The organism is Alteromonas sp. MmMcT2-2 (assembly GCF_022348305.1).
Lineage (GTDB): Bacteria > Pseudomonadota > Gammaproteobacteria > Enterobacterales > Alteromonadaceae > Alteromonas > Alteromonas macleodii.
The window spans coordinates 14,130-37,987 of the sequence record NZ_JAKRFA010000023.1; the positions used below are offsets into that span (position 1 = coordinate 14,130).

General features: G+C 42.9%; 18 protein-coding genes. 10 read left to right on the top strand and 8 right to left on the bottom strand.

Translation table 11 applies throughout. The features are described 5' to 3' along the window. Positions 1 to 48: 48 nt before the first annotated feature. The 4 genes from MHM99_RS13730 to MHM99_RS13745 all read right to left on the bottom strand — a co-directional run bounded on the left by MHM99_RS13730 (position 49) and on the right by MHM99_RS13745 (position 4,840). A complete protein-coding gene (locus MHM99_RS13730; RefSeq protein ID WP_239219794.1) occupies positions 49 to 1,626 on the bottom strand; it encodes a gamma-glutamyltransferase family protein in 1,578 nt (525 codons plus the stop codon). A 160-nt stretch (positions 1,627 to 1,786) separates the two neighbouring features. Continuing rightward, on the bottom strand, positions 1,787 to 3,061 hold the full coding sequence (locus tag MHM99_RS13735; protein ID WP_239219796.1) for an amidase: 1,275 nt from the start codon (positions 3,059 to 3,061) through the stop codon (positions 1,787 to 1,789). Between the two features lie 181 nt (positions 3,062 to 3,242). Continuing rightward, positions 3,243 to 3,806, bottom strand: a complete 564-nt coding sequence (locus tag MHM99_RS13740; protein ID WP_039230097.1) for a DUF924 family protein — start codon at positions 3,804 to 3,806, stop codon at positions 3,243 to 3,245. Between the two features lie 200 nt (positions 3,807 to 4,006). Then, complete coding sequence (locus MHM99_RS13745; RefSeq protein WP_039227167.1) at positions 4,007 to 4,840, bottom strand: MurR/RpiR family transcriptional regulator; 834 nt, start codon at positions 4,838 to 4,840, stop codon at positions 4,007 to 4,009. 426 nt (positions 4,841 to 5,266) lie between these two features. On the opposite strand from MHM99_RS13745, the gene MHM99_RS13750 reads away from it, so the two are divergent. Together MHM99_RS13750 and MHM99_RS13755 are read left to right on the top strand one after the other, a co-directional pair. After that, entirely contained in the window at positions 5,267 to 5,893 is a 627-nt protein-coding gene (locus MHM99_RS13750) for a CPBP family intramembrane glutamic endopeptidase (protein WP_014976215.1), read from the top strand. A 47-nt stretch (positions 5,894 to 5,940) separates the two neighbouring features. Then, positions 5,941 to 7,194 (top strand): mechanosensitive ion channel family protein, encoded by a 1,254-nt coding sequence (locus MHM99_RS13755; protein ID WP_239219798.1) that lies wholly within the window; start codon positions 5,941 to 5,943, stop codon positions 7,192 to 7,194. A gap of 153 nt (positions 7,195 to 7,347) precedes the next feature. Here MHM99_RS13755 and MHM99_RS13760 read toward each other — a convergent pair whose 3' ends face one another. The 3 genes from MHM99_RS13760 to MHM99_RS13770 form a co-directional block, all read right to left on the bottom strand. Further along, the gene (locus tag MHM99_RS13760) at positions 7,348 to 8,541 is read right to left on the bottom strand and encodes a DUF3080 family protein (RefSeq protein WP_343213283.1); all 1,194 of its coding nucleotides are present in this window, start codon (positions 8,539 to 8,541) and stop codon (positions 7,348 to 7,350) included. Then, entirely contained in the window at positions 8,538 to 9,287 is a 750-nt protein-coding gene (locus MHM99_RS13765; protein WP_239219802.1) for a pteridine reductase, read from the bottom strand. The genes MHM99_RS13760 and MHM99_RS13765 overlap by 4 nt, the downstream gene beginning before the upstream one ends. A gap of 133 nt (positions 9,288 to 9,420) precedes the next feature. Next, positions 9,421 to 10,305 carry a fructosamine kinase family protein gene (locus MHM99_RS13770; protein ID WP_239219804.1) on the bottom strand — a complete coding sequence of 295 codons (885 nt, stop codon included), beginning with the start codon at positions 10,303 to 10,305 and terminating at the stop codon, positions 9,421 to 9,423. 436 nt (positions 10,306 to 10,741) lie between these two features. On the opposite strand from MHM99_RS13770, the gene thrS reads away from it, so the two are divergent. The 5 genes from thrS to MHM99_RS13795 all read left to right on the top strand — a co-directional run bounded on the left by thrS (position 10,742) and on the right by MHM99_RS13795 (position 17,516). Continuing rightward, a complete protein-coding gene (gene thrS / locus MHM99_RS13775) occupies positions 10,742 to 12,658 on the top strand; it encodes a threonine--tRNA ligase (RefSeq protein ID WP_239219806.1) in 1,917 nt (638 codons plus the stop codon). 112 nt (positions 12,659 to 12,770) lie between these two features. Continuing rightward, a complete protein-coding gene (infC, locus tag MHM99_RS13780; RefSeq protein WP_171338159.1) occupies positions 12,771 to 13,310 on the top strand; it encodes a translation initiation factor IF-3 in 540 nt (179 codons plus the stop codon). A gap of 118 nt (positions 13,311 to 13,428) precedes the next feature. Then, the gene (gene rpmI, locus MHM99_RS13785) at positions 13,429 to 13,626 is read left to right on the top strand and encodes a 50S ribosomal protein L35 (RefSeq protein ID WP_012518091.1); all 198 of its coding nucleotides are present in this window, start codon (positions 13,429 to 13,431) and stop codon (positions 13,624 to 13,626) included. A gap of 18 nt (positions 13,627 to 13,644) precedes the next feature. Further along, the gene (rplT, locus tag MHM99_RS13790; RefSeq protein ID WP_012518092.1) at positions 13,645 to 14,001 is read left to right on the top strand and encodes a 50S ribosomal protein L20; all 357 of its coding nucleotides are present in this window, start codon (positions 13,645 to 13,647) and stop codon (positions 13,999 to 14,001) included. A 341-nt stretch (positions 14,002 to 14,342) separates the two neighbouring features. Next, a complete protein-coding gene (locus MHM99_RS13795; protein ID WP_239219808.1) occupies positions 14,343 to 17,516 on the top strand; it encodes a hypothetical protein in 3,174 nt (1,057 codons plus the stop codon). A gap of 214 nt (positions 17,517 to 17,730) precedes the next feature. Here the strand turns inward: MHM99_RS13795 and MHM99_RS13800 are convergent, their stop codons facing one another. After that, a complete protein-coding gene (locus tag MHM99_RS13800) occupies positions 17,731 to 19,185 on the bottom strand; it encodes an undecaprenyl-phosphate glucose phosphotransferase (RefSeq protein ID WP_239219810.1) in 1,455 nt (484 codons plus the stop codon). A gap of 678 nt (positions 19,186 to 19,863) precedes the next feature. Here MHM99_RS13800 and MHM99_RS13805 point away from each other — a divergent pair. From MHM99_RS13805 to MHM99_RS13815, 3 genes are read left to right on the top strand one after another with little or no spacing between them, the layout of a single operon-like run. Next, positions 19,864 to 21,069, top strand: coding sequence for an outer membrane beta-barrel protein (locus tag MHM99_RS13805; RefSeq protein ID WP_239219812.1), 1,206 nt, complete (start codon positions 19,864 to 19,866; stop codon positions 21,067 to 21,069). A gap of 59 nt (positions 21,070 to 21,128) precedes the next feature. Next, positions 21,129 to 21,614, top strand: coding sequence for a polysaccharide biosynthesis/export family protein (locus tag MHM99_RS13810; RefSeq protein WP_239219860.1), 486 nt, complete (start codon positions 21,129 to 21,131; stop codon positions 21,612 to 21,614). Between the two features lie 26 nt (positions 21,615 to 21,640). Beyond that, a complete protein-coding gene (locus MHM99_RS13815; RefSeq protein WP_239219814.1) occupies positions 21,641 to 23,857 on the top strand; it encodes a polysaccharide biosynthesis tyrosine autokinase in 2,217 nt (738 codons plus the stop codon). Position 23,858 lies beyond the last annotated feature (1 nt).

The following is a 23,858-nucleotide window of genomic DNA, read 5'->3' on the forward strand; positions in this document are numbered from 1 at the left end:
GTTGGTTCAACTATTTGTCAGTGCTGCGTCTTAGCCACTGCGAATAAACTAGCGATGTCCAAAGTAGGCTTTGCCGTCACTTCTTGGGTCGCTTGCGCCGCTAACCGTACCTTCTGTGTCGCGAATGATTGCACCAGCATGACCCATGAGTTCGTTGCAAGGATCTACCGTCACCATATCGTGGCCCCGTGCCAGTAAGCTTTCCCCCACATACTCAACTAAGTCACGCTCTGCTTTTAAGTTGTGACTTTGATCGCCCCAGGTTCTACCAAGTAACCAACGGCCTAGGGAAATAGCCTTGGCGATAGGTTGACCGTGGTACACATGACGAGCAAACAGCGCCGCTTGGGTTTGAGGCTGACCTTCACCACCCATGGTGCCGTAGCTCATGCGTCGACCGTCAACAAGCTCAGCGAAAGCGGGGTTAAGTGTGTGAAATGGTTTTAAGCCTGGCGCCAAATATTGGTTACTGTTTGGATCGAGTGAAAACGAAGTGCCACGGTTGTTCCACACAATGCCTGTTTGCGGGCTCACTACGCCCGAGCCGAACTCCCAATATAGCGACTGTATATAGCTCACCATTCGACCTTCAGAGTCGCAGCAACCCATCCAAATAGTATCGCCGTGCTTGGCTTCATGGGGCCAAGGAAGTGCTTTATCTAAAGAAATGTTCTTCACCATTTCATCAAGCACATCATCACCTAACAGGCTTTGAAGACTAACAGGCGTACGAGATGGGTCGGTTACGTTCGCGTTACGTGCAATGAAGGCTTGTTTCGTGCATTCAATAATTAAATGCACCATGTCAGCATCGGTGCTGCCTAAATGCTGGACTTTGTCGTACAAGGCTAAAATAATGAGCGACGCCACACCTTGTGTGGGCGCCGGCAAGTTATAAAGCTTGCCTTTGCTGGTGGACACTGACAATGGCTCAACAATTGTCGCTTTGTAATTGTTAAAATCTTCAAGGCGAATAGGGGAGCCGGCGGCTTCTAAGTCTTCTGCCAGCTGCGAAGCTAACTCACCGTGGTAAAAATCATCTAACCCTTTTTCTGCTAAATGCTTCAAAGTTTCAGAGAGCTTTGTTAGCTTTAAAATTTTACCTTTTTTAAGGGCTTTCCCCTTAATCAAAAACTGAGCGAAATTTTCATCCGCACTTAGCTCGTCAAAGGTTTTGTTGCTGGCATCCACCAAGCTCTGGGTAACTTCAATCCCCCAGTTAGCTTGACTAATCGCCGTATCGAACAATGTGCTTAACGGTAAACCGCTTTGCCATTTGTGACTTATTTCAAGCGCGGCTTGCCAACCAGCAACAGCACCTGCCATGGTTAATGCAGACTTTCCGCCTCGACTCGGTATGGCATCGCTACCCTCGTAGAAAGAAGGTGTCGCGCCCTTTGCTGCTACGCCAGATGCATCAATGCCAATCGGCTTTTTGCCAGGTTCACTGATTAGCCAAAATCCATCACCCCCCATGCCATTCATGTGCGGGTATTCAACCGCGATAGATGCTGCAGCAGCTACCATAGCTTCAATAGCGGTGCCGCCTTTTTCTAATATGTTTAAACCCACTTGCGATGCCGCAAAGTGAGGGGCAGTAAACGCTATATTTGGTTTTTCACTCATTTTTAATTCCTTCAAAAACTTGGCAACCGCGCAGTCAGGTTAAGCCCAAATCAGGCAAAATGACGGGCGCTTAGGTCTTACTTCCGCTTTCTAATTTCAACTTGAATGCGATAGGGCGCTAATGCTTTTTTTAAGTGCAACTTAAAAAAACAGGTGCGCTTTACACGTTTAGCGAGTGGTTAGCTTTTTTTGCTAACGCGAGAAGTGCAAGATCGTTGCCTTTTTTGCCCACTAGCGATAATCCGCATGGGGCGTTGTGTAGGGTAAACAACGGCAAATGAAGTTGGGGTAATCCCGCAAGCCCAGCTATCGCCGTGAGTGCGAGCAGAGCGTTTCTATCATTTGCCAGCGTTGTTTCATCGGCATCACATCGAGGTGCTACACCGGGTGTCGTGGGAATAATCAATACATCTATTTCTTCAAACAGCGTGTTTAAATGATTGATTACCACAGATTGTTGCGCTTTAGCTTGCTCTACTTCTTGCGTTGTTATGGTTTTACACCAATTCAAGCGCAACATTATATCTTTGGCGATATCGGGTTGAGTGTATTCAATCCATTCGCCATGTTGCTGCCATATTTCATTGCCCTGTAAGGTACGAAAGGTAGCGGCAGTTTGTAAGGTTTTTAAATCTAGCTGTGTCTCTGACAATACAATACAGTCGTTGTTATCTGCCAGCGCTGCAAGCCATGTTTTGCACAGCGATTTGTGAGCGGCCTGCTCAAATAAATGCGCTGCTATGCCAAATCGAGGCGAACCTGATATTTCACTTTGTGTTGCGCTATCTATGCAGACATTGGCAACCTTAGTCAGCGTGTTTAGGTCGCGTGTCATCCAGCCCACGGTATCAAACGACGGGGCAAGTGCCACCATGTTGTCGCAGGCCACAACGCCGTGGGTGGTGCGAAGCCCCCATAACCCTTGATAGCTAGACGGTACGCGAATAGAGCCGCCTGTATCGGTGCCAAGCCCTATGTCGGCAAGGTGCGCGCTAACGGCCACCGCTGAACCTGACGAAGAACCACCAGGTATATGAGCTGGTGCCACTGGGTTTACCAGTGTTTCGTAGTGCTTATTCTGTCCGTGTAAACTGTAGGCAAGTTCATCAGTGATGGTTTTGCCTTTGAACGCGGCACCCGCTTGAAGCATCTTTGCTACGCAACGATTTGTGTTTTTCGGAATCGCGTGTGTGGCTAACCAATCAGGATTTCCTGCTGCGGTTGGTAATCCTTCAATGTGAAACAAATCTTTTACTGCCAGACCTAGTCCGCTAAGCGGTAATTTACTTTGACTTTTTGCCTGATTCAGCGCTTTTCCTGACGCCGAAAATGCGTCATCTTTAACACTACCGTCAAGACTGAATGCGATTTCTAGGTTTTTAATTGCCTGTGTGAACTTGGCATCACAGGGCTTCAGTACAAAAGGAGAGCTCACAGCGCGTTACTTATTCGTTATTGTTTCTTTATTCGTCTTTAGATTAATGAAACAACTGTTTCATTAAAAAGTCAAGAGAAACGAACGTTACTTCATTGGACATTTTAGTACGTACATTATTTTCTGTGAGTTACATAATTGGTAAAGCGCTGAGTAAATTGATAAAAAACTAGATAAGTTGCTAGAAACCTTGGGGGTTTTGCTTCAGGTATGCAACTTCTTCTGGTGTCGACTCGCGCCCTAAAATTCGGTTGCGGTGGGGGTAGCGGCCAAACATTTCAATAATCTGTTGATGGCGCTTTTCAAAGGTGAATTCTCTTTCAAGGCCTTCTTGTGAAAATAGTTCCAATGCGACGTCGTGGATTGCGAGTGATTCACTATGCATAAACGGCATATACAGAAACGCGCGCTGCTGCGGTGTAAGTACCTTATCGGCTTCAACACTTACCGCTTCTTGCGCAAGAACCAAAGCAATGCTGTCTGCACTGAATGCATCTTTGTCATTGCGATGAATATTTCGCGAGAATTGATCGAGAAGAATTATTTCGGCAAGACGACCGGTAGCCGTCGCTCGCCAAGGCCACAACTCGCCCTTTATGGCTGCTGCGCGCAATTTTGAAAATCGCGAAGTGATCGTTTTATCTAGTGCTGCATCTTCCTTAAACCATTGCTCTGGGGAGAGTTCTCCAAACCAAAAGTCTAGCACACCGTTAGCTTCTTCCATGACTACTTGCGTTTTATCCATATCAACTCCAACCACACGCTTTTAGCAGTGAAATTAAATTAACAGGTACGTTTTTATGCATTAAAACCCAAAATAAGCGTTGTGAATTAATACTTATACCCATTTTTAAGCGCTTTAGTTCCCTTTACGCTTGCAAAATAACAATTCTCTGCTATCCGCTCTCTTTATAGTATTGCTTAAAAAGTGTTCTGTGGGAAGTGTTAACGCTTTGGACTTTCTAGTTCATCCATTTGAATGTAGATGTCAGTAATAGCGTCGACGCGGTCTGCGGCCTGGCTTCCTAATACTTCGTAGGTAAGGTTACACAGTGATGCAACCAGGCTCATTGGAGCCGCGTAACTATCAAAAGGCGAGTCACTGCCAATGTGGGTAACCAGCAGGTGGTCGACATCGTGACGATATCCTTGGCCCGTTGGATCGGTAATTAATACGGTTTTACAGTGTTTAATGCTATTTAAAACAAACTTGAATTGTCGGGTTCTACGACGAAAACCAAAAAGTACGACAAGATCATTTTCGGTTAGGTCGATAATATCTTCACTAAGTGTTTGACCGGGCTGGGGAAGCACACGGACCGACGCACGAATTTGTTTGAGCTGCTGCCTAAAATGAAGTGCAATGGGGTAGGCGTTTCTAAAACCAATCAAGGTGACCTGGCCTGCTGATGCCAGCAATTTAGCAATATCTGTCAACGCCTCTGAGGAAGTGCTTTCAAATGTATTGGCCAAATTCTTACTATCATTCTCATGCTGAAGTACGCCACTTGAAGGGCTTACAACAGGCACGCCTTGCTCACGTAGCTGAACAAGCGCCTCTTTAGCTTGCTGATGCGAGTCAAAACCCAGCTGGCGAAAGAAGCGACTGACTGTGGCCTTTGACGTCCCCGTTTTTTCTGCAATTAAAGACGTAGATTGACTTAATACTGCGATAGGATTCTGCTGAATATAATGCGCAATAGCCTTGCCCGAAGGGGACAAAGAGGCATAGTGGTTTTCAATTTGCTGTAAAACGTCGCTAGGGCTATTTTTTGTCATTGGTATCGCCTTATACATCTTATGCAATTATTTCACGACTTTTGTGCGATATACAAACACTACCTGAGTTCAACGCGTTCACGTACTTTAAAATAGGTTTTTCGAAGCCGATTATTGAAGTAGATCACTATAATAAGCGTTGTTGCTCATTACTAAAAAACGCTTACAAGTTTCCACTGCTCTTAAAAAACCTTATCTATATAGAGAGTTACGAATGCGTAGTGAAGCATAGGGCTAAAGTAGCACTTAATTAATCACTCATGCTTTGCAAATTGGCACTACACTTTCATAGACATAAACCGTAAAAATTCACAAAAGTGTCATCGGTTGGTAATTATCTTGTTGGTTTAGCATCGATTCTAGTTAGTAAAAACGTTTGGGGAATCGATCAGCGAACCTAGCATGATCGAGAGAAAGAGGTGAGTTGTGGCAAAGCTGTGGTCTGAATTGATCTTGCTCTTTGTGGTGATTCCCTTTGCCGTTCTCTACTGGATAAAGCATTTTGCAAATTATCTCATGCCTATTTTAGGTGTTATGGGACTTTGTTGTTTAGCTATCTTGTTAGCAGATAAGCAATTTAAACGCATTAAATTGTGGCATTGGGAAGACTATCGCACGCATTTAAAAAGTACGCTAAGGTTATTTTTGCCTTGGGCGAGCTTACTGGCGCTGGTAGTTTACTTTTTTAAACCGGAATTGTTCCTACATTGGCCTATGAACCAGCCATGGATGTGGGTAGCTACATTATTGATTTATCCGTTAGTGTCGGTCATCCCGCAAGAGATCATTTTTCGAACGTACTTTTTTCACCGTTACAAGCGAATACTGCCTTCGAAATATGCAAGGTGGGCCTTAAGTACTTTTTTATTTGGTTTAGCCCACTTAGTGTACGGTAACTGGATTGCTGTAGTCATTTCTTGGATTGGCGGTGGCATTTTCGGTTATAGGTATATGCAAACTAACTCGACGCCCGTGGTGGTTATAGAACACGCTATATGGGGCAGTTTTTTATTTACCATCGGGCTGGGATCTTATTTAGTTATCGCGTCGTAGTTATTTATATTAAAAACCGAAACACATGAACGCCAAGGAGTGAGGTGATGTTCAGTGCGCAACAAATATTACAGCCCTCTATTTTGAATAAGCGAACGGGGCTTTCTTTCTCGCAAACCGACAGCGAACCTTTTATACAAACTTTGCTTCAACAAAGTGACGAAGGTGGCGCAATAAGCAGTTTATCAAGTGCACAGTCGCTACTCTCTCAGCTTTGGGAGAACTTTGTTTATCGTTTACCGGGGTTGGCGCTAGGTTTAGTTATCATGGCGGCGTTTATCCTTTTAGCGCCACATATTGCCAAGGTTTTAGTTAAACCGTTAACCCGTACGACCACATCTCCACTGCTGCGCTCAGTCATTCAAAGAAGTGTCAGTTTAGTCTTAATTTTACTCGGTATTTATCTATTTTTGTTCTTAGCTGGGCTCACTGGTTTTGCAATCGCGGTGGTGAGTGGTACAGGTGTGGTGGGGCTTATTCTTGGTTTCGCCTTTCGCGACATCGCAGAAAACTTTATTTCTAGTCTACTGCTTACTATTCAACGCCCTTTTAGAATAGGGGATATCGTACAAATCAACGATTTTACCGGCATCATTCAGAAAGTTACGGCACGTGCGACTACACTGGTGGATTTTGACGGCAACCATATTCAAATACCTAACGCGACTATTTACAAAGGGGTAATCAAAAACCTTACGGCCAACCCGCTAATGCGAGGGCAGTTTGTTATTGGCGTTGGCTACGATGCTGATATACAACAGGCGCAGCAAATTGCACAAGAAATTACGTCAGCACAAGACAACGTGTTAATCGACCCTGAACCGCAAATTCTTATCGACGAATTAGGCCCCTCGACCTACAACATCAAGGTTTATTTTTGGGTGGATGTAGAGAAAACGAGTGTACTAAAAATGGCGTCGGTGCTGATGCGTAAAATCACCCAAGCCTTCTTAGAGGCGAATATCAGTATGCCTGATGACGCGAGAGAGCGCATTTTCCCTGAGGGTATGGATATTTACCACGCTTCCGAGAAAGACGCTTCAAGCGCTAACTCTTCAGAAAACGTAGCAAATGAGTTAAGTGAAAGTACGACTGAACAAAAGAACGTAAAAAGTTTTGATAGTGAACAAAATAGTGGAGAGGCCACAGAAAATCGAAACGAGAGGTCAAGCGCTAAAGGGGCTGGAACAACGCGTCCACAGGAATCGAAAGTCAATGATGATGTGTCTTCCGAAGCCCATGAGATTCGAGAGCAGGCCCGTAAGTCGAGAGACCCGGAAGCAGGAGAAAATATTCTTTAGCATTTGTTATGTGAAGGATTATTGGAATGTGTAATTTGCCCTCTTTTCAAATCTAGAAGGGAACCGTGCAAATTGAGCGTGCTTCGGCAAAGCTAGCCAGAGGTGAGGAGATGTTCAGCAAAAGCTGGGCTGGTGGATTTGCTCGTCGCGCTATTAAATAGGCGCGACGGGCGATAGATTACATCTACCAAGGAATCCTTGCCATAAGTTGACATGCGCTTTCATTACGCTGCTGTATTGGTTGAATCCGTCTTGTGACTGTTGCCTGATGTAGCGTTTGAATTCCTCGTGCAGCGACGGCTGCGCAAGCCACTCTTCCCATAATGGCGCTAGTTTGTAGTGGTATTGATTTACCAAGCTTCCTACAGGTTGTATTTCCTCAATAAAGAAAAGGTAGAATACATTACGCAATATTTTTGCTTTGTCGCTAGCGCGGCCTTCTGGGCAGCTTACAGCATCAAGCTCGGTAGAAAGCATTTTCGTAAGCAGTGAGAGGTTTTGCGTTAAGGTTTGTTGTGTGTGCCAAAGCGTAGCGGGTAACCGGGCTGAACGTATAATTTGTAACTGTTGTTCAAGCTCGCTGCTGTCAATAAGGTTTTCATTGCTATTTCCTTTCGTAACCACCGCTTTTGTATCGCTTGCTGTCGAATCGGAGGAATCCTCGTCTGCATACATATCACCCAAGAGCAACGCTTTGTTATTCAAACTGTTGATGTAATAGAGCGCATTTACGCTAGAAAGCGCGTCTTTATTGTTTTCAACTGAAAACAGACGTTCAGGTGTATTAAGCGCCAAACGTAATTCTTGGCTTCCTTGGACTAGGTTTGCCCAAGTTTTACTGTAGTCTAGCGTTTTTTGTTCACGCCACGATGCGATGGTTGCTGCCAGTGCCGCGTTACTCTGGCTAGTTTCGCCTTCTTCAGTAAGCGCCGCCTCGCAGCGTTTAAGCACGGTAAGCAGTTTGCTCTCATAAACAAGCCGCTGTGATGGCAGCTGACTTTTTCCTAGCGACGTATTGCGTTCGGCAACCACTGTGCCTAACTCACAATCTTGCAGCGCATAAAACTCACGCAGGTTTATACTCACGCCTTCAATGGTGTGCTTAAGCGTTACGGAGTCGGCAAGTTTGGGAAGTGGTGTAGTAATCTTATTGTTAAACGAGTCGGGTAGGGGCACATCGAGCACGCGAGAAAGCCGTGCGGCGTAATCATCAATGCTTTGCTTCACAGTACTACCGCCAAAACAACCCATTAAAGAAAATAAGCCCACGCTGATAATGACAGTGCGGCAAGCGCTTCTTAAATGAGAAACGTTTGGTTGCAAGGCTTTTAGTTGAAATTTCCTCACGCGGAGGCACCGGTGTGAAGGCTACGGCCACCATCGACGTAAATGATTTGCCCTGTGATATAGGGGGCTGATACCAAGAACGACAATGTCTTGGCAATGTCTGCAGGTGTACCTAATTCCCCTAACGGAATACTCGACAATAATGTTTCTTTTTCATCATCACCCATTTCTCTTTCTGGCCACAAAATAGCCCCTGGCGCGATACCATTTACGCGAACAAGGGGTGCTAAGTCTATTGCTAGTGACTTGGTCAGTGAGGCAAGGCCTGATTTAGCAATCAAATAAACAATATGCTTGGGGAGAGGGCGGTCGACATGCATATCGACCATATTAATAATGCAGCCATTACTTAGCGCTAATGCTGGTGCCAATGCTTGCGATAGAAACAGCGGCCCCTTCACGTTACTGCCTATCAGAGAGACCCAGTCTTCTTCTGAAATTTCGCCCACCGGTGTGGGGTAAAAACTAGAAGCATTATTTACTAAAACGTCTATCTGACCCCAAATGCCTAATGCTCGCTGCCCCAGTGTGCTTACCTCGTCTGAATTACAAAGGTTGGCCTGAAGACAGATAGCTGAATCCGCTCGCTGATTGTTAAGTTTTTCAGCCAGTGCGAGTGCATCGTCTTTGGAATTTCCATAATGAATAATAACGCGATAGCCTTCGCTATGAAGCTGACACGCCATGGCGGCGCCAATTCGCTTTGCTGCCCCGGTAATAAATGCAACAGGGCCTGAGTTTGTCATAATTAAAGCTGCTCTCTATTTTAAATCGTATGCTGCCTATCTATCGCCTGCATTTTTATTGTTAAGAGGGGGGCAACGATACGAAGATTAAACGATTGATGGACAAGAAATACGAGCTAGTTTGCATGTCGCATTAGTGCTTGTAAATGTCGTCTAATATTTGTTTGGCTTGCGCTATGTAGTGCGCGCCGAATAATAACCCGTGATTTAAAATATGGTAAAGCTGGTAAATTGGTTTTCTTAATCGGTAATTTTTTTCAATTGGGGTGTGTTGATGGTAACCCTCAAAGAATGATTGGGGAAAGCCACCAAACAATTCGGCCATGGCAAGGTCGGTTTCGGCGTCCCCAACGTACACCGCTGGGTCGAATAAGACTGGCCCTTTCTTGTTAAATCCCGCGTTACCCGTCCATAAATCGCCATGAAGTAGTGAAGGGTGGGGTTGATGTAAGCTCAAGAGATGTCTGACTCGAGTAACAATATCGTCTATATTGCCATCTCCGCTTTTCCATGTACCAATTGATGCCAAGCGTTCTAGCATGCTACCAATCCGCTTTTCTGCAAAAAAGTCAGCCCAAGACGCCATTCTTCCATTGGTTTGTACACTGGCACCAATGTAATTGTCATGCGGCCACCCATAGCTGGTGTAGGCGTTAACAGAATGGAACGCAGCAAGTTGCTGGCCCAGAATGCTGTAATCACTTACGGCAGGCTCTATAAATCGGATATGAGCGAGCACCAGATATTCCATATTGGGCGTTTCGTTAGAAGTGATCCCATGGCAAATGACCCGCGGCGTAGCAATGGTTTGCGTGTTAGCGATGGCCGCTAGTCCTTCGGCTTCATGAGATAATTGCTGAGTATCATCATATTTGCGGGTTTTAACAAAGTAGCGATGGGTCATATCTTTTATGATGTAACTTTCGTGTGTATCTCCGCCACTTACTCGTTCGGCTTTATGGCAGCTAAAAAACTGCTGGGTTTCATCTGAAATATGCTCGCTGATAAAATGCCACATATTGCACGCTCTGCTTGTTTTAATGCTTTTTTTCAAGGCGATTGGAGTGTTGAGTGACTCTTTCCTATGGCACACTAGAACACCAGCGAAGAGCTAGTCCAGCAACCTTTATCGCCTTACACTAAAGTATGGGATAAAAATGGTGAAATGCATAAATTCCTACTCAAAATCTTCCTAAACGAAATCAAACCTTCACAAATTAGCCAATAAAGGCTTTTCGATATTGAAGTTGCCCCTACACTGGTTATAATCCAGAACTTGCTTTAATACTGAGAAAACTCAGTAAGTTCGACGCGTATTCAGTTTTGCAGTACCAATGCGCTGTATTTTTATGCTGCTTCAAATAAAGCAAGTTTCGAGTGCTATAAAGCACGATTAAATTTTCAAAAATATGCATGTGGCGCAGAGTAGGCGTCACCACTGTAAAGGAATTAAAATGCCTGTAATTACCCTTCCTGATGGAAGCCAACGCGCTTTCGATAACGCTGTTTCTGTACTAGACGTTGCAAACGACATTGGCCCTGGTTTAGCCAAAGCAACCATTGCAGGGAAAGTAAACGGTGAGCTAGTTGACGCCGTTGATATGATTGACGCGGACGCACAACTTCAAATTATTACTGCAAAAGACGATGAAGGGTTAGAAGTTCTTCGTCACAGTTGCGCGCACTTGTTAGGTCACGCTATTAAACAGCTTTGGCCTAACACCAAAATGGCTATCGGCCCAGTTATCGACAACGGTTTTTATTACGATGTTGATATGGAAGAAAGCCTAACCCAGGAAGATTTGGCCAAACTAGAAAAGCGTATGCTTGAACTGGCTAAAACCAATTACAACGTGGTTAAAAATAAAGTGAGCTGGCAAGAAGCACGCGATGCATTTGAAGCACGCGGTGAAAGCTACAAAATGGAAATTCTTGATGAGAACATCAGCAAGGACGACCGCCCAGCACTTTATCACCACGAAGAATACACAGACATGTGTCGTGGTCCTCACGTGCCAAACATGAAGTTCTGTCACCACTTCAAACTAATGAAAGTGGCAGGCGCTTACTGGCGTGGCGACAGCGACAACAAAATGCTTCAGCGTATTTACGGTACTGCATGGGCTGACAAAAAGCAGCTTAAGTCTTACCTACAGCGCCTAGAAGAAGCGGAAAAGCGCGACCACCGTAAAATTGGTAAAGCACTTAACCTATTCCATTGGCAAGAAGAAGCCCCAGGTATGGTGTTCTGGCACAACGATGGTTGGTCAATTTATACCGAACTAGAAAGCTTTGTGCGTAAGAAGCTGCGCGAATACGGCTACGACGAAGTTAAAGGCCCGTTAATGATGGACCGTACGCTTTGGGAAAAATCGGGTCACTGGGACAAGTACGCTGAAAACATGTTCACCACAGAATCTGAAAAGCGTGAATATGCTGTTAAGCCGATGAACTGCCCAGGTCACGTACAAATTTTCAACCAAGGTTTGAAGTCGTACCGCGACCTGCCTCTTCGTATGGCTGAATTTGGCTGCTGTCACCGTAACGAACCATCGGGCGCACTACACGGTCTAATGCGTGTTCGTGGCTTTACGCAAGACGATGCTCACATTTTCTGTACTGAAGAACAGATCTTAGAAGAGGTGAGTGGCTGTATTAAGATGGTGTACGAGACATACGCTGCATTTGGTTTCGAAAATATCAAAGTTAAGCTGTCTACTCGCCCAGAAAAGCGCGTAGGTGCTGACGAGATTTGGGACAAATCAGAAGCTGCGCTTGCAGATGCACTTAAAGCCAATGACATCGAGTTCGATTATCAGCCTGGAGAAGGTGCGTTTTACGGGCCGAAAATTGAGTTTACACTGCACGATTGCTTAGACCGTGCATGGCAGTGCGGAACCGTACAGCTAGATTTCTCAATGCCAGGTCGCTTGGGCTCTACTTATGTAGCAGAAGATGGCGAACGCAAAGTGCCGGTTATGATTCACCGCGCTATTTTAGGTTCACTAGAACGCTTCATTGGGATTTTGACCGAAGAATTTGCAGGTTTCTTCCCTCTTTGGTTAGCGCCTCAGCAGGTTGTAGTAATGAACATTACTGACAAACAAGCTGATTACGCATCAAATTGTGTAAAAAAACTGCAAGATTTAGGGTTTAGAGCAAAGTCTGACTTGCGAAATGAGAAGATCGGCTTTAAAATCCGCGAGCACACATTAAAGCGTATTCCATATATGCTAGTTGTGGGCGATAAAGAAATGGAAGCGGGCGAAGTAGCAGTGCGCTCTCGTCGCGGCGACGACCTAGGCAAAATGAGCCTGGAAGACTTTATTGCCATGGCTCAACAAGAAGTCGTAGAAAAGACAATTAAATAGTTGAGCAATTTGTGTATAATGCACAAGTAAGGTGTCTGCTTTTGGTTTTACTTTAGGTCAATCGACCATCCCAGAAGCAGACAAAAGAATTAAATGTTTGGAGGAATAGCACATTAAAGGCGCTAACAACAAGGCTCAGGGCGACAAAGCCCGCATTAACGATGAGATTAAAGCCAGAGAAGTAAGATTAATTGGCAAAGACGGTGAACAGGTTGGTGTGGTTTCGCTAGCAGATGCTACGCGTGCCGCTGAAGAAGCGAGCCTAGATCTAGTAGAAATCAGTCCAAATGCCGAGCCGCCAGTCTGTAAAGTTATGGACTATGGCAAATTCCTCTTCGAAAAAAGTAAAGCTCAAAAAGAGCAGAAGAAAAAACAGAAGCAAATTCAGGTCAAGGAGATTAAATTTCGCCCTGGCACTGATGAAGGCGATTACCAGGTCAAACTGCGCAACCTGCGTCGCTTTCTTGAAGGTGGTGATAAAGCCAAAGTTACGATCCGCTTCCGCGGTCGTGAAATGGCGCACCAAGACATCGGTATCGATCTACTAAACCGCGTTAAAACCGATTTAGAAGATATCGCTACATGCGAGTCTTTCCCACGCCGTGTGGAAGGCCGTCAGATGATCATGGTGCTAGCCCCAAATAAGAAGTAGTAACGGTCTAAAGTTTTAAGGAATCTGCACCCTTAAACACCTTGCTGCTAAACATTAACCGGTATGAAGTGACTGCAACACGAAAAATGCCGATATTAAACAATGCGGAGTTTTAGCAATGCCTAAAATGAAAACTGTAAGCGGTGCCGCCAAGCGTTTCAAGAAAACGGGTTCTGGCCGCTTTAAAAGCAAACAGTCTCACTTACGTCACATTTTGACTAAGAAGAGCTCTAAGCGTAAACGTCACCTTCGTGGCAAAAAACTGGTTCATGACTCTGATACCAAATTGGTTCAGCGCATGTTGCCTTACGTATAAGACTTAGGAGACTGATTAATGGCTAGAGTAAAACGCGGCACTATCGCACGTGCTCGTCACAAAAAAGTCCTCAAGCAGGCAAAAGGTTATTACGGCGCACGTTCACGTGTATATCGCGTAGCGGTACAAGCTGTAACTAAAGCTGGTCAATATGCTTACCGTGACCGTCGTCAGCGCAAGCGTCAATTCCGTCAACTATGGATTGCACGTATTAACGCTGCTGCTCGTCAAAATGGTATGTCATACAGCCGTTTCATTAACGGTTTGAAGAAAGCGTCTGTTGAAATCGATCGTAAGATCCTTGCCGACATCGCAGTACATGACAAAGCAGCTTTCAGCGCACTAGTCGAAGCGGCTAAAGGCGCATTAGCTTAATTATTAACTAATTAAGTTTAAGTTCTTTCGGAAAAAGGCGAGCAGGATGCTCGCCTTTTTTCGTTTTTCTAACATATCTTCTAAAACCCATTCTTCATACCAATGGTTTCAAGCTTAAATCTAACTTTTTCATCGAAAGCTTTTTGTTCGTATTTAGCTGATTTTGCTAAAAATTATATTTCAATAAGCTAATTCATCTATATTTATGGTTAAATTATGATCAATTTGGGTTAGGCTTAAGTGCAATTTAATTTTTGTTGGCTATAAGAATCGTTCTTAAAACAGTGAATGCATAGCTAGGCTTACTTGAACCTATATAATACGGATATTGAAAATTCTATATGCACCAAATTAAATCACTTCCCCTTTATAAAATGCTTCTTCACTTCATCGTTCTGAGTTTATTCTGCAACGTTGCTTTATCTGATGAAAGTACAGAGGCTCAAAAACTTTATGAGAAAGCGCTCGCCAGCCAAGATATTCTCAGTGAGTTAGTGTCAAAAGAAAGCCTAACAACCAGTAGTTTTAGACAAAAACAAAAGGTAGCGAAAAAAGAAAGAGTGATTCTTCACGAGCTTATCAAGGAACATAAAAGTTCAGAATATTTACCCTATGCAGTGCTGCGCTTTCTTACTTTAAATAGAGAAGAAGGGGTACCAATCTATTGGGGAATAAAAAATGATGTAAAAAATATAATAGACGACAGGAAGAATAAGCACCGAAATACTATGTTAGTTCTTATCAAAAAACTTCAAACTAACAAAAGTTCCAGATTCGATGGTGCTTCTTTGTTGTATACCTTACCATCTGTGAATATGTTATCCAATAACGAAGCGACATTGATAGCAGAAAGTAAAAAACCTTATCAAAATTTAAATAAAGATATTCAGGAACGTGTTAAAAAAAACAGCTTACCTGTACAACGAGTTACTCCTACTCAACAGGTCATTTCTTCCAAATTAATTAGCGTTGACAACCCTTATGTGCAGTTTTCTAAGAACCCCAATATTTTCATTTCAGGTTTGGATTGGGATCCAAGAACAAAATCTATAATTAATCGAAAAGCTAATTTCGAATACATTGAAGTTTTCAATGAAATAAAGAAAGTCGAAAAACGGCAAGGTAGTTCTTCTACAGAGATACAAAAGTTGGTACTTCGCGTAGATGTCAAAGCAGAAAATGTCACGGCATTCATTGAAGAAAAAAGGCTAGGGGAGCGCCTAGTCAATCACCTTGTCTACAAACTTCACACCGATGATAATGCAATTTTTTATAGAGAAGCGGAGGTAGAGTACCAGTTAGTAGATTCTACAAACAAAAAATTTACCACTATCTCATTTTCTCGGGTGCAACGAAAAGAGTGGACTACATCCTTACAGACAGACGAATTCCTCCATCTTATTAAAATTTCTGAATTTGGAAAAAGGCCTGATTACGTAAGTAACTTTGGTTTGTCTTTGAAATTGTATCTCGCAAAGCTGGAGGGAATGGATAGGTTTATGCAAATTGCTCAATCGCAAGCTGAAGATATCGCAGACTATCCTTATATTTCTTTTAACGATTCTGTATATGGAAAGCGAGTCTTATTGAATAAAAGTGATCCCAGACTCCTTGAAGTTAAATACGGATGGGAGGTAAAAATGCTCAAAAAAAACCAAACTCCAAGCAGCCATCGACATATTACGAAACGAGATGCTATACCTCCTGCTAAAACTGTAACTTTCCCACTTAGTGAGCCGAAGGACGTTCAGGAACTCAATGCCATAAGCCTCCAACTCTTGGGGATGATGAAAAACGCATATAAAGAATCTGAACAGATGCGCCGTCAAGATATCGCGAATTTGAATAGACAAGATGTACTTGATAATCTGCTGTACCCAACTCATGAAAAAATAATGATGGGGTGGGTTGATGTCCTTAGTTCCATACCTATTTCATTGGAAGGTATTTCATTTGCTCTAAACCTATGGGCATTAAAAGAGCAATTTAGCCTTCATCAAGCGGACTATTACAAGAGTTGGTACTCATTGCTCCACGAAAATACGTATGTAAGTAAATATGCTTTATGCGAAGGCTCGGAAAAAGACCTGACTTTCACTTTAACTCAGCAAAGACTCTGTCGAATGGCTTTTGATCATGACGCATTTTGGCAAGCTTGGAGAGTTTCGTTTCTACAGCGCGCAGATACTACAATCAAAGAAATTATCCGAAAAAACGGAGTTGAGATGAGCCGCGAATTCATAGAGTTCGCATTTTTTGACCAATTTTACTTAAAAAACACAAGTATAGAGAGGGCTTTCGAAAAGCCTAGTGTGAGGAATTGTTTTACTGAAAATTGTGACTCGCAAACGCGAAAAGAAATTGCAAAACAAATCCAGGACAGAGAATTAACTGATGAAGAAATTAAAAATCAAATAACCACCCTCAATGATAAAACATCAGAGTTATATCAACGTATTAATGTAGAAGGCGTAAACCGCAGCTTTCAATACGATGTCAAACAGTTTATTCAGATAAATGCAGCATACTATTTAACAAGCGTAATAGATAAAGTTGTCTCAAGGCTAGAAAGTATCCCTACTACAGACTTAAATGCTTATGCTGAATGGGAATCGTCTTTTGCACAACCGTTACGACTGAATCTTGATAAGCTGAACGAGCTCTGGGATACCGTATTTTCAGTCGATCCAAAACAAAATGTCGCCGCTAATCTAGGGCTTATTGGTTATTCCGATGATAGGGAGATCTCTCCCTTATATGGTTTGGGAGCCTCCCTCCTTAATTCACAGGTAATTTGGCTCGAACGTGCTGGATATACCCCCATGGCGCAATTCAAAAAACTTGCCCTAAAAAAGCCGGATGAAATTACTAATCAAAGTCTAGAGCAAAAAACTGTAAGTTCAGATGAATTCGGTATGCAACTTTTTACTGTCGGGGAATTAGCTGCTGCCTCTATTGGTTCATCTATAGGCAATGCCCTAAACTCATCTGTTCGCGCAGGTTTCAGTCATTCGGCAGACTTGCAACGGCTTAGTATGCAAATAGAGAGAGCGCGTTCTGACTTTGTTGCATGTAAAAATAAATGCAAAAACGCTTATCAGGTTCGTTATCGCTTATCTTCCCTTCTAATGATTAAAGACCTACATTTTTTAAAGTCTGGCGGAGTAAGTGTTTCACTTATGGATGAAGCTGAGCGCAGGTTAAATATTCTTTCTGAACTGACGAGCGGTTTTAGTGGCGCTAGCAATGTGGACGGGGGAATAAGGACAAGATGTTTAAGTCAATTCAATAGTTGGTCATATGCTTATTCGCAGACAACCGAGCAGCGTTCTTCGGATGACTTTAAGCAGACGCTAAATGCCTACAGCGATTTATTTGCTGGGAACCTTCTGGGGTTTAAAGAGAAAATGGAAGTCCAAATTAGCGCTTTGTCAGCGGCTTTAAAGGAAACAGAAGCAGAGTTCTTTAAATATAAGCTATGTAGAGATCAGTGGGAGTATGATAATGCTATATAGTTGCTAACCACGCCTCTACAGCCAGACACAAAGTTAAAATCAGGTTTTTTTTAAATACCATAAATGCCTCTAAGAATGAATAACTATTCTGAAGCATGGTTATACTCCCGCCGTGCTCTTTTGAATATTGTTCGCTATCGTTTACCTATTTATAAAATGTTTCAAAATAAAAAAGCGGCAAATAGCCGCTTTTGTCGAACTTTAGTGAACATTATCAGTAAGCGTTCTTATTTATAAAACCATTGAAAACGGTCATAAACACGATTTTGATATCAAACCATATAGACCAGCGGTGTATGTAATCTAAATCATATTCAACGCGCTGTACCATTTTGTTAGTTGTCTCAGTCTCACCACGCAGGCCATTTACCTGTGCCCAGCCTGTAATTCCTGGTTTAACCTTATGACGTAACATGTAACCAGTAATGATCTTACGGTATTCTTCGTTGTGCGCCACAGCGTGAGGGCGAGGACCGACAATCGACATACGGCCTTGCAGAACATTAATAAACTGCGGAAGTTCATCTAAGGAGGTTCTTCTTAAGAAGCCGCCAATCTTAGTTAAACGCGCGTCGTTTTTGGTGGCTTGTTTCACAACCGCACCATTATCTTGCGTGGTCATAGACCGGAACTTGTACACCGTAATTTGTTTACCATCTAACCCGTAACGCTTTTGCTTAAAAATTACGGGCCCTTTAGACGTAAGCTTAACTGCGGCCGCAATTGCTAACATGGGAACGGATATCAACATTAGAATCAGACTGCTTAATACAACATCTTCAAACCGCTTCAATACATCACTGGCGCCTTGGAATGGGGTGTCGTAAACGCTTAGCGCCTGTACGTTGCCTACCGTCTGCCAGCGAGCGTTTAGTAGGTTGTACATGAAGAAGTTCGGAATAACATAAACGTTTGCCGTAGTATCACTACACTGCTCTAGTATGCTGCGAATTCGGTTTTCTGCACTCATCGGAAGGGCTATGTAGATGTAATCAACTTCATTGCGCTTTGCCATTTCTATCGCGGCTTCTATATTTCCAAGTACCGCGCCTTGCATTTCGTGTGGCAGTCTTTCAGCTTCTCTATCATCATAAAGCCCGTTGAACTTGATACCTAAATGTTCGTTTTGTTGTATCTGAAGTGCGACATTTGCACCAAGTTGGGTAGCGCCAATTATAATAGAGCGACGTGAGTTCAAACCACTTTTACGAATGCGAAATAGAAACTTACGCATTACAAAACGCCACATTATGAGTACTACGAATGACGAAGCGAACCATAATAGAATTGCAGGAGGTGGAGTCTTAATTTCCTGAACGAAAAAGTACCCCATAGTCAAAGTGCCTAAAATGCTCAGCATCCATGTAATTGCCGCTGCTCGCAGCATTTCTGGTGTCCTATGACCACGCCAAGACCTATAAAGCTCAACGCCCTCTGCTGAAACTTGAAAGCAAATTACATTAATGAATAGAAGGATAAGGCTTGTAGTGTCTATCTTCGTACCGTAATACGCAGCAGATGAATAATAGAGAACGGTGACTAGTGAAAGGTCAATTAGCCTGTAAATAGTAGAAAAACCGCTTTGGTTTCTAACAACTAAACCACCGTTGGTATTAGGCTCTACCGGATGCGCTTTAATTGCTTTGTTAGAATCTACTCTATTGTCCATTTAGGTAATCTCTAGGTGAAAAGTGAAGGCCGTCGCAATGGATGTTTTGGTTATTCTATTAACCTGATCCAAATATTACGTATAAAGTGAAAACAGCTAATACATTTGTCTAAAACTAGGCAAGATTCATGCCTGATAGTGTCGTCAACTCTTCCAATCGTTTAACTACGTATTATAAATGTAATAACCGTAGTAACTTTAAATTCGTTGGTTGCCATTGTAACAATATCGGACTGTTATTGTAATTTTATTACAGCAAACGACTTTATTTCGTACTAATTTGGTGCAGAAAGAGTAGAATGTCACTCGTGTACTTTCCATTACTTATATAAATACGATAGCATACTTGGCATAACAGCGAGCCGACATATAGCTGAAACAATATCTATGTACTTTAGAAGATACTTTTGTTTTGTCGGGTATGATAAAAAGCAACAGGATTTTAAGTCGGTATCAATAGCTAACTTCTTATGTATTAATTTAAGGGGTTAAAAAATCGGCACGCCTATTGCTTATACCTCATTATTATTTAGGAATTTCGGTAAAAAACACCAAAAATTGTAAAAGATGCAAATTTTCTCTCAACTGAGTTATTGGCTCGTGCAATGTGAGGTACCGGAAAAAACTTACAGTTATTAGTTTGTCATTAAAGATAGGTCATCGAAGGAAGGAAATAAAATGTTTAAAAGGACCAAAAGCATCATAGCAATGTCGGTTATTTGCGCCACTCCGACACTATATGCCCAAGAGGCCGGTCGAATTCAAGCTGGGCAGTTCGATTTAATTCCATCATTTACTTCGACGATGGCTTATGTCGATAACGTAGCAAATGCCAGAGACAATCAAAGTAAAATTTACAGCTGGCGAACAACACTTTCACCAGAATTAATTGCTGCCACAGAGGTTGACGGAAACCCGATTCAAGTTGGTTACAGACTAGAAAGAGGAGTTTATTTCTCTAGTGGCAACGACGATTACACCGATCATTTTGTAGAAGCTTCGGGTGACTTTGAATTAAACAGCCGTCATCGCGTAAGCGCACTCGCACAATATGAAGATGGTCATGAAGATCGAGGTACAGGCTTTTCAATCGGTTCTGGCTTAGACATAACCACACCAGACACATATAAGAGCAGCAACCTATCTGCCGAGTATAGTTACGGTGCTGCAACTACAGACGGCATGATTACGCTTAAAGCACGCCGTCAGACCTTAAATTACGACAGAACTGAAGATGCCTATATAATACGCGACCGAGCAAAAAACATGGTCGGCGCAGAATTTGGTTATCAAATCGGTGCAGCAACGAGTATGGTTGTTGATGTAACAAAGACATTTATAAAGTACGACGAACAGCTAGACTTAGTTACTCGTGACAATGATGAAACCCGTATACTTGTAGGTATAGTTTGGGAGAGTACAGCTGCAACTACTGGTTTTGCGAAAGTAGGGTATAAAGAAAAAGGCTTCGATAACGAATCCCGTGGTACTTTCTATGGTACCGACTGGGAGGTTGGTATTGATTGGCAACCTGTAAGCTATTCGACAGTAAGAATTTCTACCAGCGCAGATACGTTTGAAACCAACGGTGAGGGTGACTTCATCCGAGGTCAAAACTATAGTGTGCGTTGGAATCACGACTGGTTAGAAAGAGTCAGCACATCTCTTAGCGTTACACAGCAAAACGATGAATATGTATTCAATGAAGTAGATATCGTTAACAGGGATGACGAATTGATGAACTATTCTGCCGCGCTAAATTATCAAGCACGTAGATGGTTAAAATTCAGCACCTTTTATCAGTACACAGATAGAGATAGTAACAGAGATACTATCGGCTACGACAAAAGCGAAATTGGTGTAACAGTAGAGGTAACACTGTGAAGCAAAAAGCGGTTAGCTTATTTTCATTAATATTCTTACTTTTTGGCGCGTTACAAGTAATGGCCCAAGAGGGTAATTTAAGTATGAGCCAATATCAGCTGGGCTCTGGCGATAGAATACAAATAAGTGTTTTCGGGCAAGACGATCTGTCTATGGAGGTTCGCCTTCCTGACGTTGGCACAATAAACTATCCATTTCTTGGTGAAATAAAGCTTGTAGGCCTAACCGCAGCACAAGTAGAACAGCTTATATACGACGGTTTACTAGGTGACTACCTTGTTAACCCATCTGTTTCTGTAGCTATCGTGGAATATCGCCCGTTTTTTATTGATGGCGAAGTCAAGCGCCCTGGCGGTTATGCTTATCAGCCAGGGTTGTCGGTAAACAAAGCGGCGGCGTTAGCAGGCGGGTATACCGAACGAGCAGCGCGCGACAAAATTACCATCATTCGCGAAAAAGATGGCAGGACTAACGAGTTCACAGTAACGGTTAGCGACATGATTCAGCCTGGTGACATTATCACCATTAATCAGCGTTTCTTCTAAATTTTACGTAGCGTTCAGGAATAAAAATGGCAGTAAATAGCAGGGAAGAGTTAAACGCCGGTGTGTTTGAAAATGAAACCATCGACATTGCTCATTATTTAGGAATTATCAAGCGTTACGCATTTCGTATTATTTCATTAGCAATTGCGTTCACAATTTTAGTTGCGCTGTTAGTTATGCGCATGACGCCCATGTTTACCTCTACCACCACTATCTTGGTAGAAGCTGACAAAGCTAACGTGGTTTCAATTGAAGAAGTCTATGGCTTAGATACCAAGCGTAAAGACTACATGCAAACTCAGTTTGAAATATTGCAGTCGCGTCAAATTGCAGAGCGTACGGTGGAAAGCTTGTCATTATGGAATAATGAAGAGTTTATGCCAGCCAAAGAAGAGCCAGGTATTGTCGACCAGATTAAAGCCAGCCTTCTAGATGCATTACCTTTTTTGCCTCAAGAAGATCCAAAAGAGCTAACCGAAGAGCAAATACTAGCTGCTAAGAAACGTAAAGCTACTTCTTTATTGATGAGAGCATTGTCAGTAGAGATGGTAGATAATACGCAAGTAATGCGTATTACCGTTACTACTGAATCTCCGCGGTTGTCGGCTGAATTAGCTAACGCTGTTGCTGACGTGTACATCGAGAACTACCTTCAAGCTAAGTTGGATATGACGGCAAAAGCGACGTCTTTTCTTACAGAAAGCTTAGAAGGTTTGAAGCAGAAACTAGATGTTGCTGAACGTAATTTGGCGAAGTTCTATGAAGAAAACCAAGTGGTAAACATTGATGGTGTAGTAGGTTTAGCGTCTGAAGAACTAGAGCAGCTAAGTAAGCAGTTATTAGATGCGCAAACGGCGCTTAAATTAAACGCGGTTATTTACAAGCAAACGCGTAATGATGTTTCATTAAACGACATTGCACGCCTGCCTGAAGTGCTTAACCACCCGACTATTAGAGACGTTCGCCGCGACGAAGCTAAGGCGATGACGCGCGTAAGTGAGCTTAGCAATGTATACGGCCCGAAACACCCGCGCATGATTGCAGCAAACGCTGAGCTTTCATCAATAAGAGAAACATTAAGCGGCCAAATTCGTGACCTTATTAGAAGTATAACTACGCAATACGAAGTATCGGAAGATCGTGTTGCTCAGTTAGAAAGAGAAGTTTCACGAGCAAAAGCAGAATTTCGCGACCTATCTGCACTGGATAATCAGCGCAAGGCCCTACAGCGCGAAGTCGATATTAATCAGCAGCTCTATAACTCGTTCTTCACACGTTTAAAAGAAACAGACGAGCTAGGTGGGTTTGAATCTGCAAACGCCAGAGTATTGGATGAAGCGCTTCCAAATTACGCGCCTTCAAAACCAAATAAAAAATTGTTGATTGGCGCGGCTTTCGTATTCAGTGTGGGCTTCGGTGTATTTCTAGCTATTGCTATGGAAACGCTTAACAGTGGTATACGTTCAGTGGAAGATGTAGAGCGCAAGCTTGGGCAGCGTATGCTGGGCCTTATTCCTTGGCTACCACATAAGAAAAAGACCGACTTACCAGTTCGTTCATTCTTCGATGGCAAAAAACACCAGTTTGCCGAGTCTGTTCGTACACTGCGTACTAGCTTGTCTTTATTGAATTTAGACAAAGAGCAACAAGCTATAATGGTAACCTCAAGTGTACCTAAAGAAGGTAAAACGACGGTTTCTATAAACTTGGCGTTCGCCTTAGGTCAGCTTGATAAAACTATACTTATTGATGCGGACTTACGTCGCCCTAGTGTAGGTAAGCAATTTAACATTCCAAACTATCAGCCGGGCGTAGCCAACCTTATCTTGAAGTCTCATACTTTAGATGAGTGTTTGGTTAGGGATGAAGAGTCTAATATCGACATCTTATCAGCAGGTACTATACCTTCTAACCCGCAGGAGCTCTTGTCTGATAAAGGTTTCAACGAGCTTATTGAGCTGTTAAAAACTCAGTATAAGTACGTTGTCATTGATACTGCACCTACTCAAGCGGTAAGCGATTCTATGTTGATTGCTAACTCTTGTGACTCGGTAATTTACGTAGTACGTGCGGATAGTACCAGTGAAAAGCTTATTAACAATGGCTTGTCTCGTTTCCTTCAAGTGGGTCATCGCCTTGATGGTGTAGTACTAAATCAAGTAGACTTACGCAAATCAGGGGCAGCACAGAGGTACGCTGGTTTTTATGACCAATACGGATATACCAGTCATAAAAGCAGCTAAC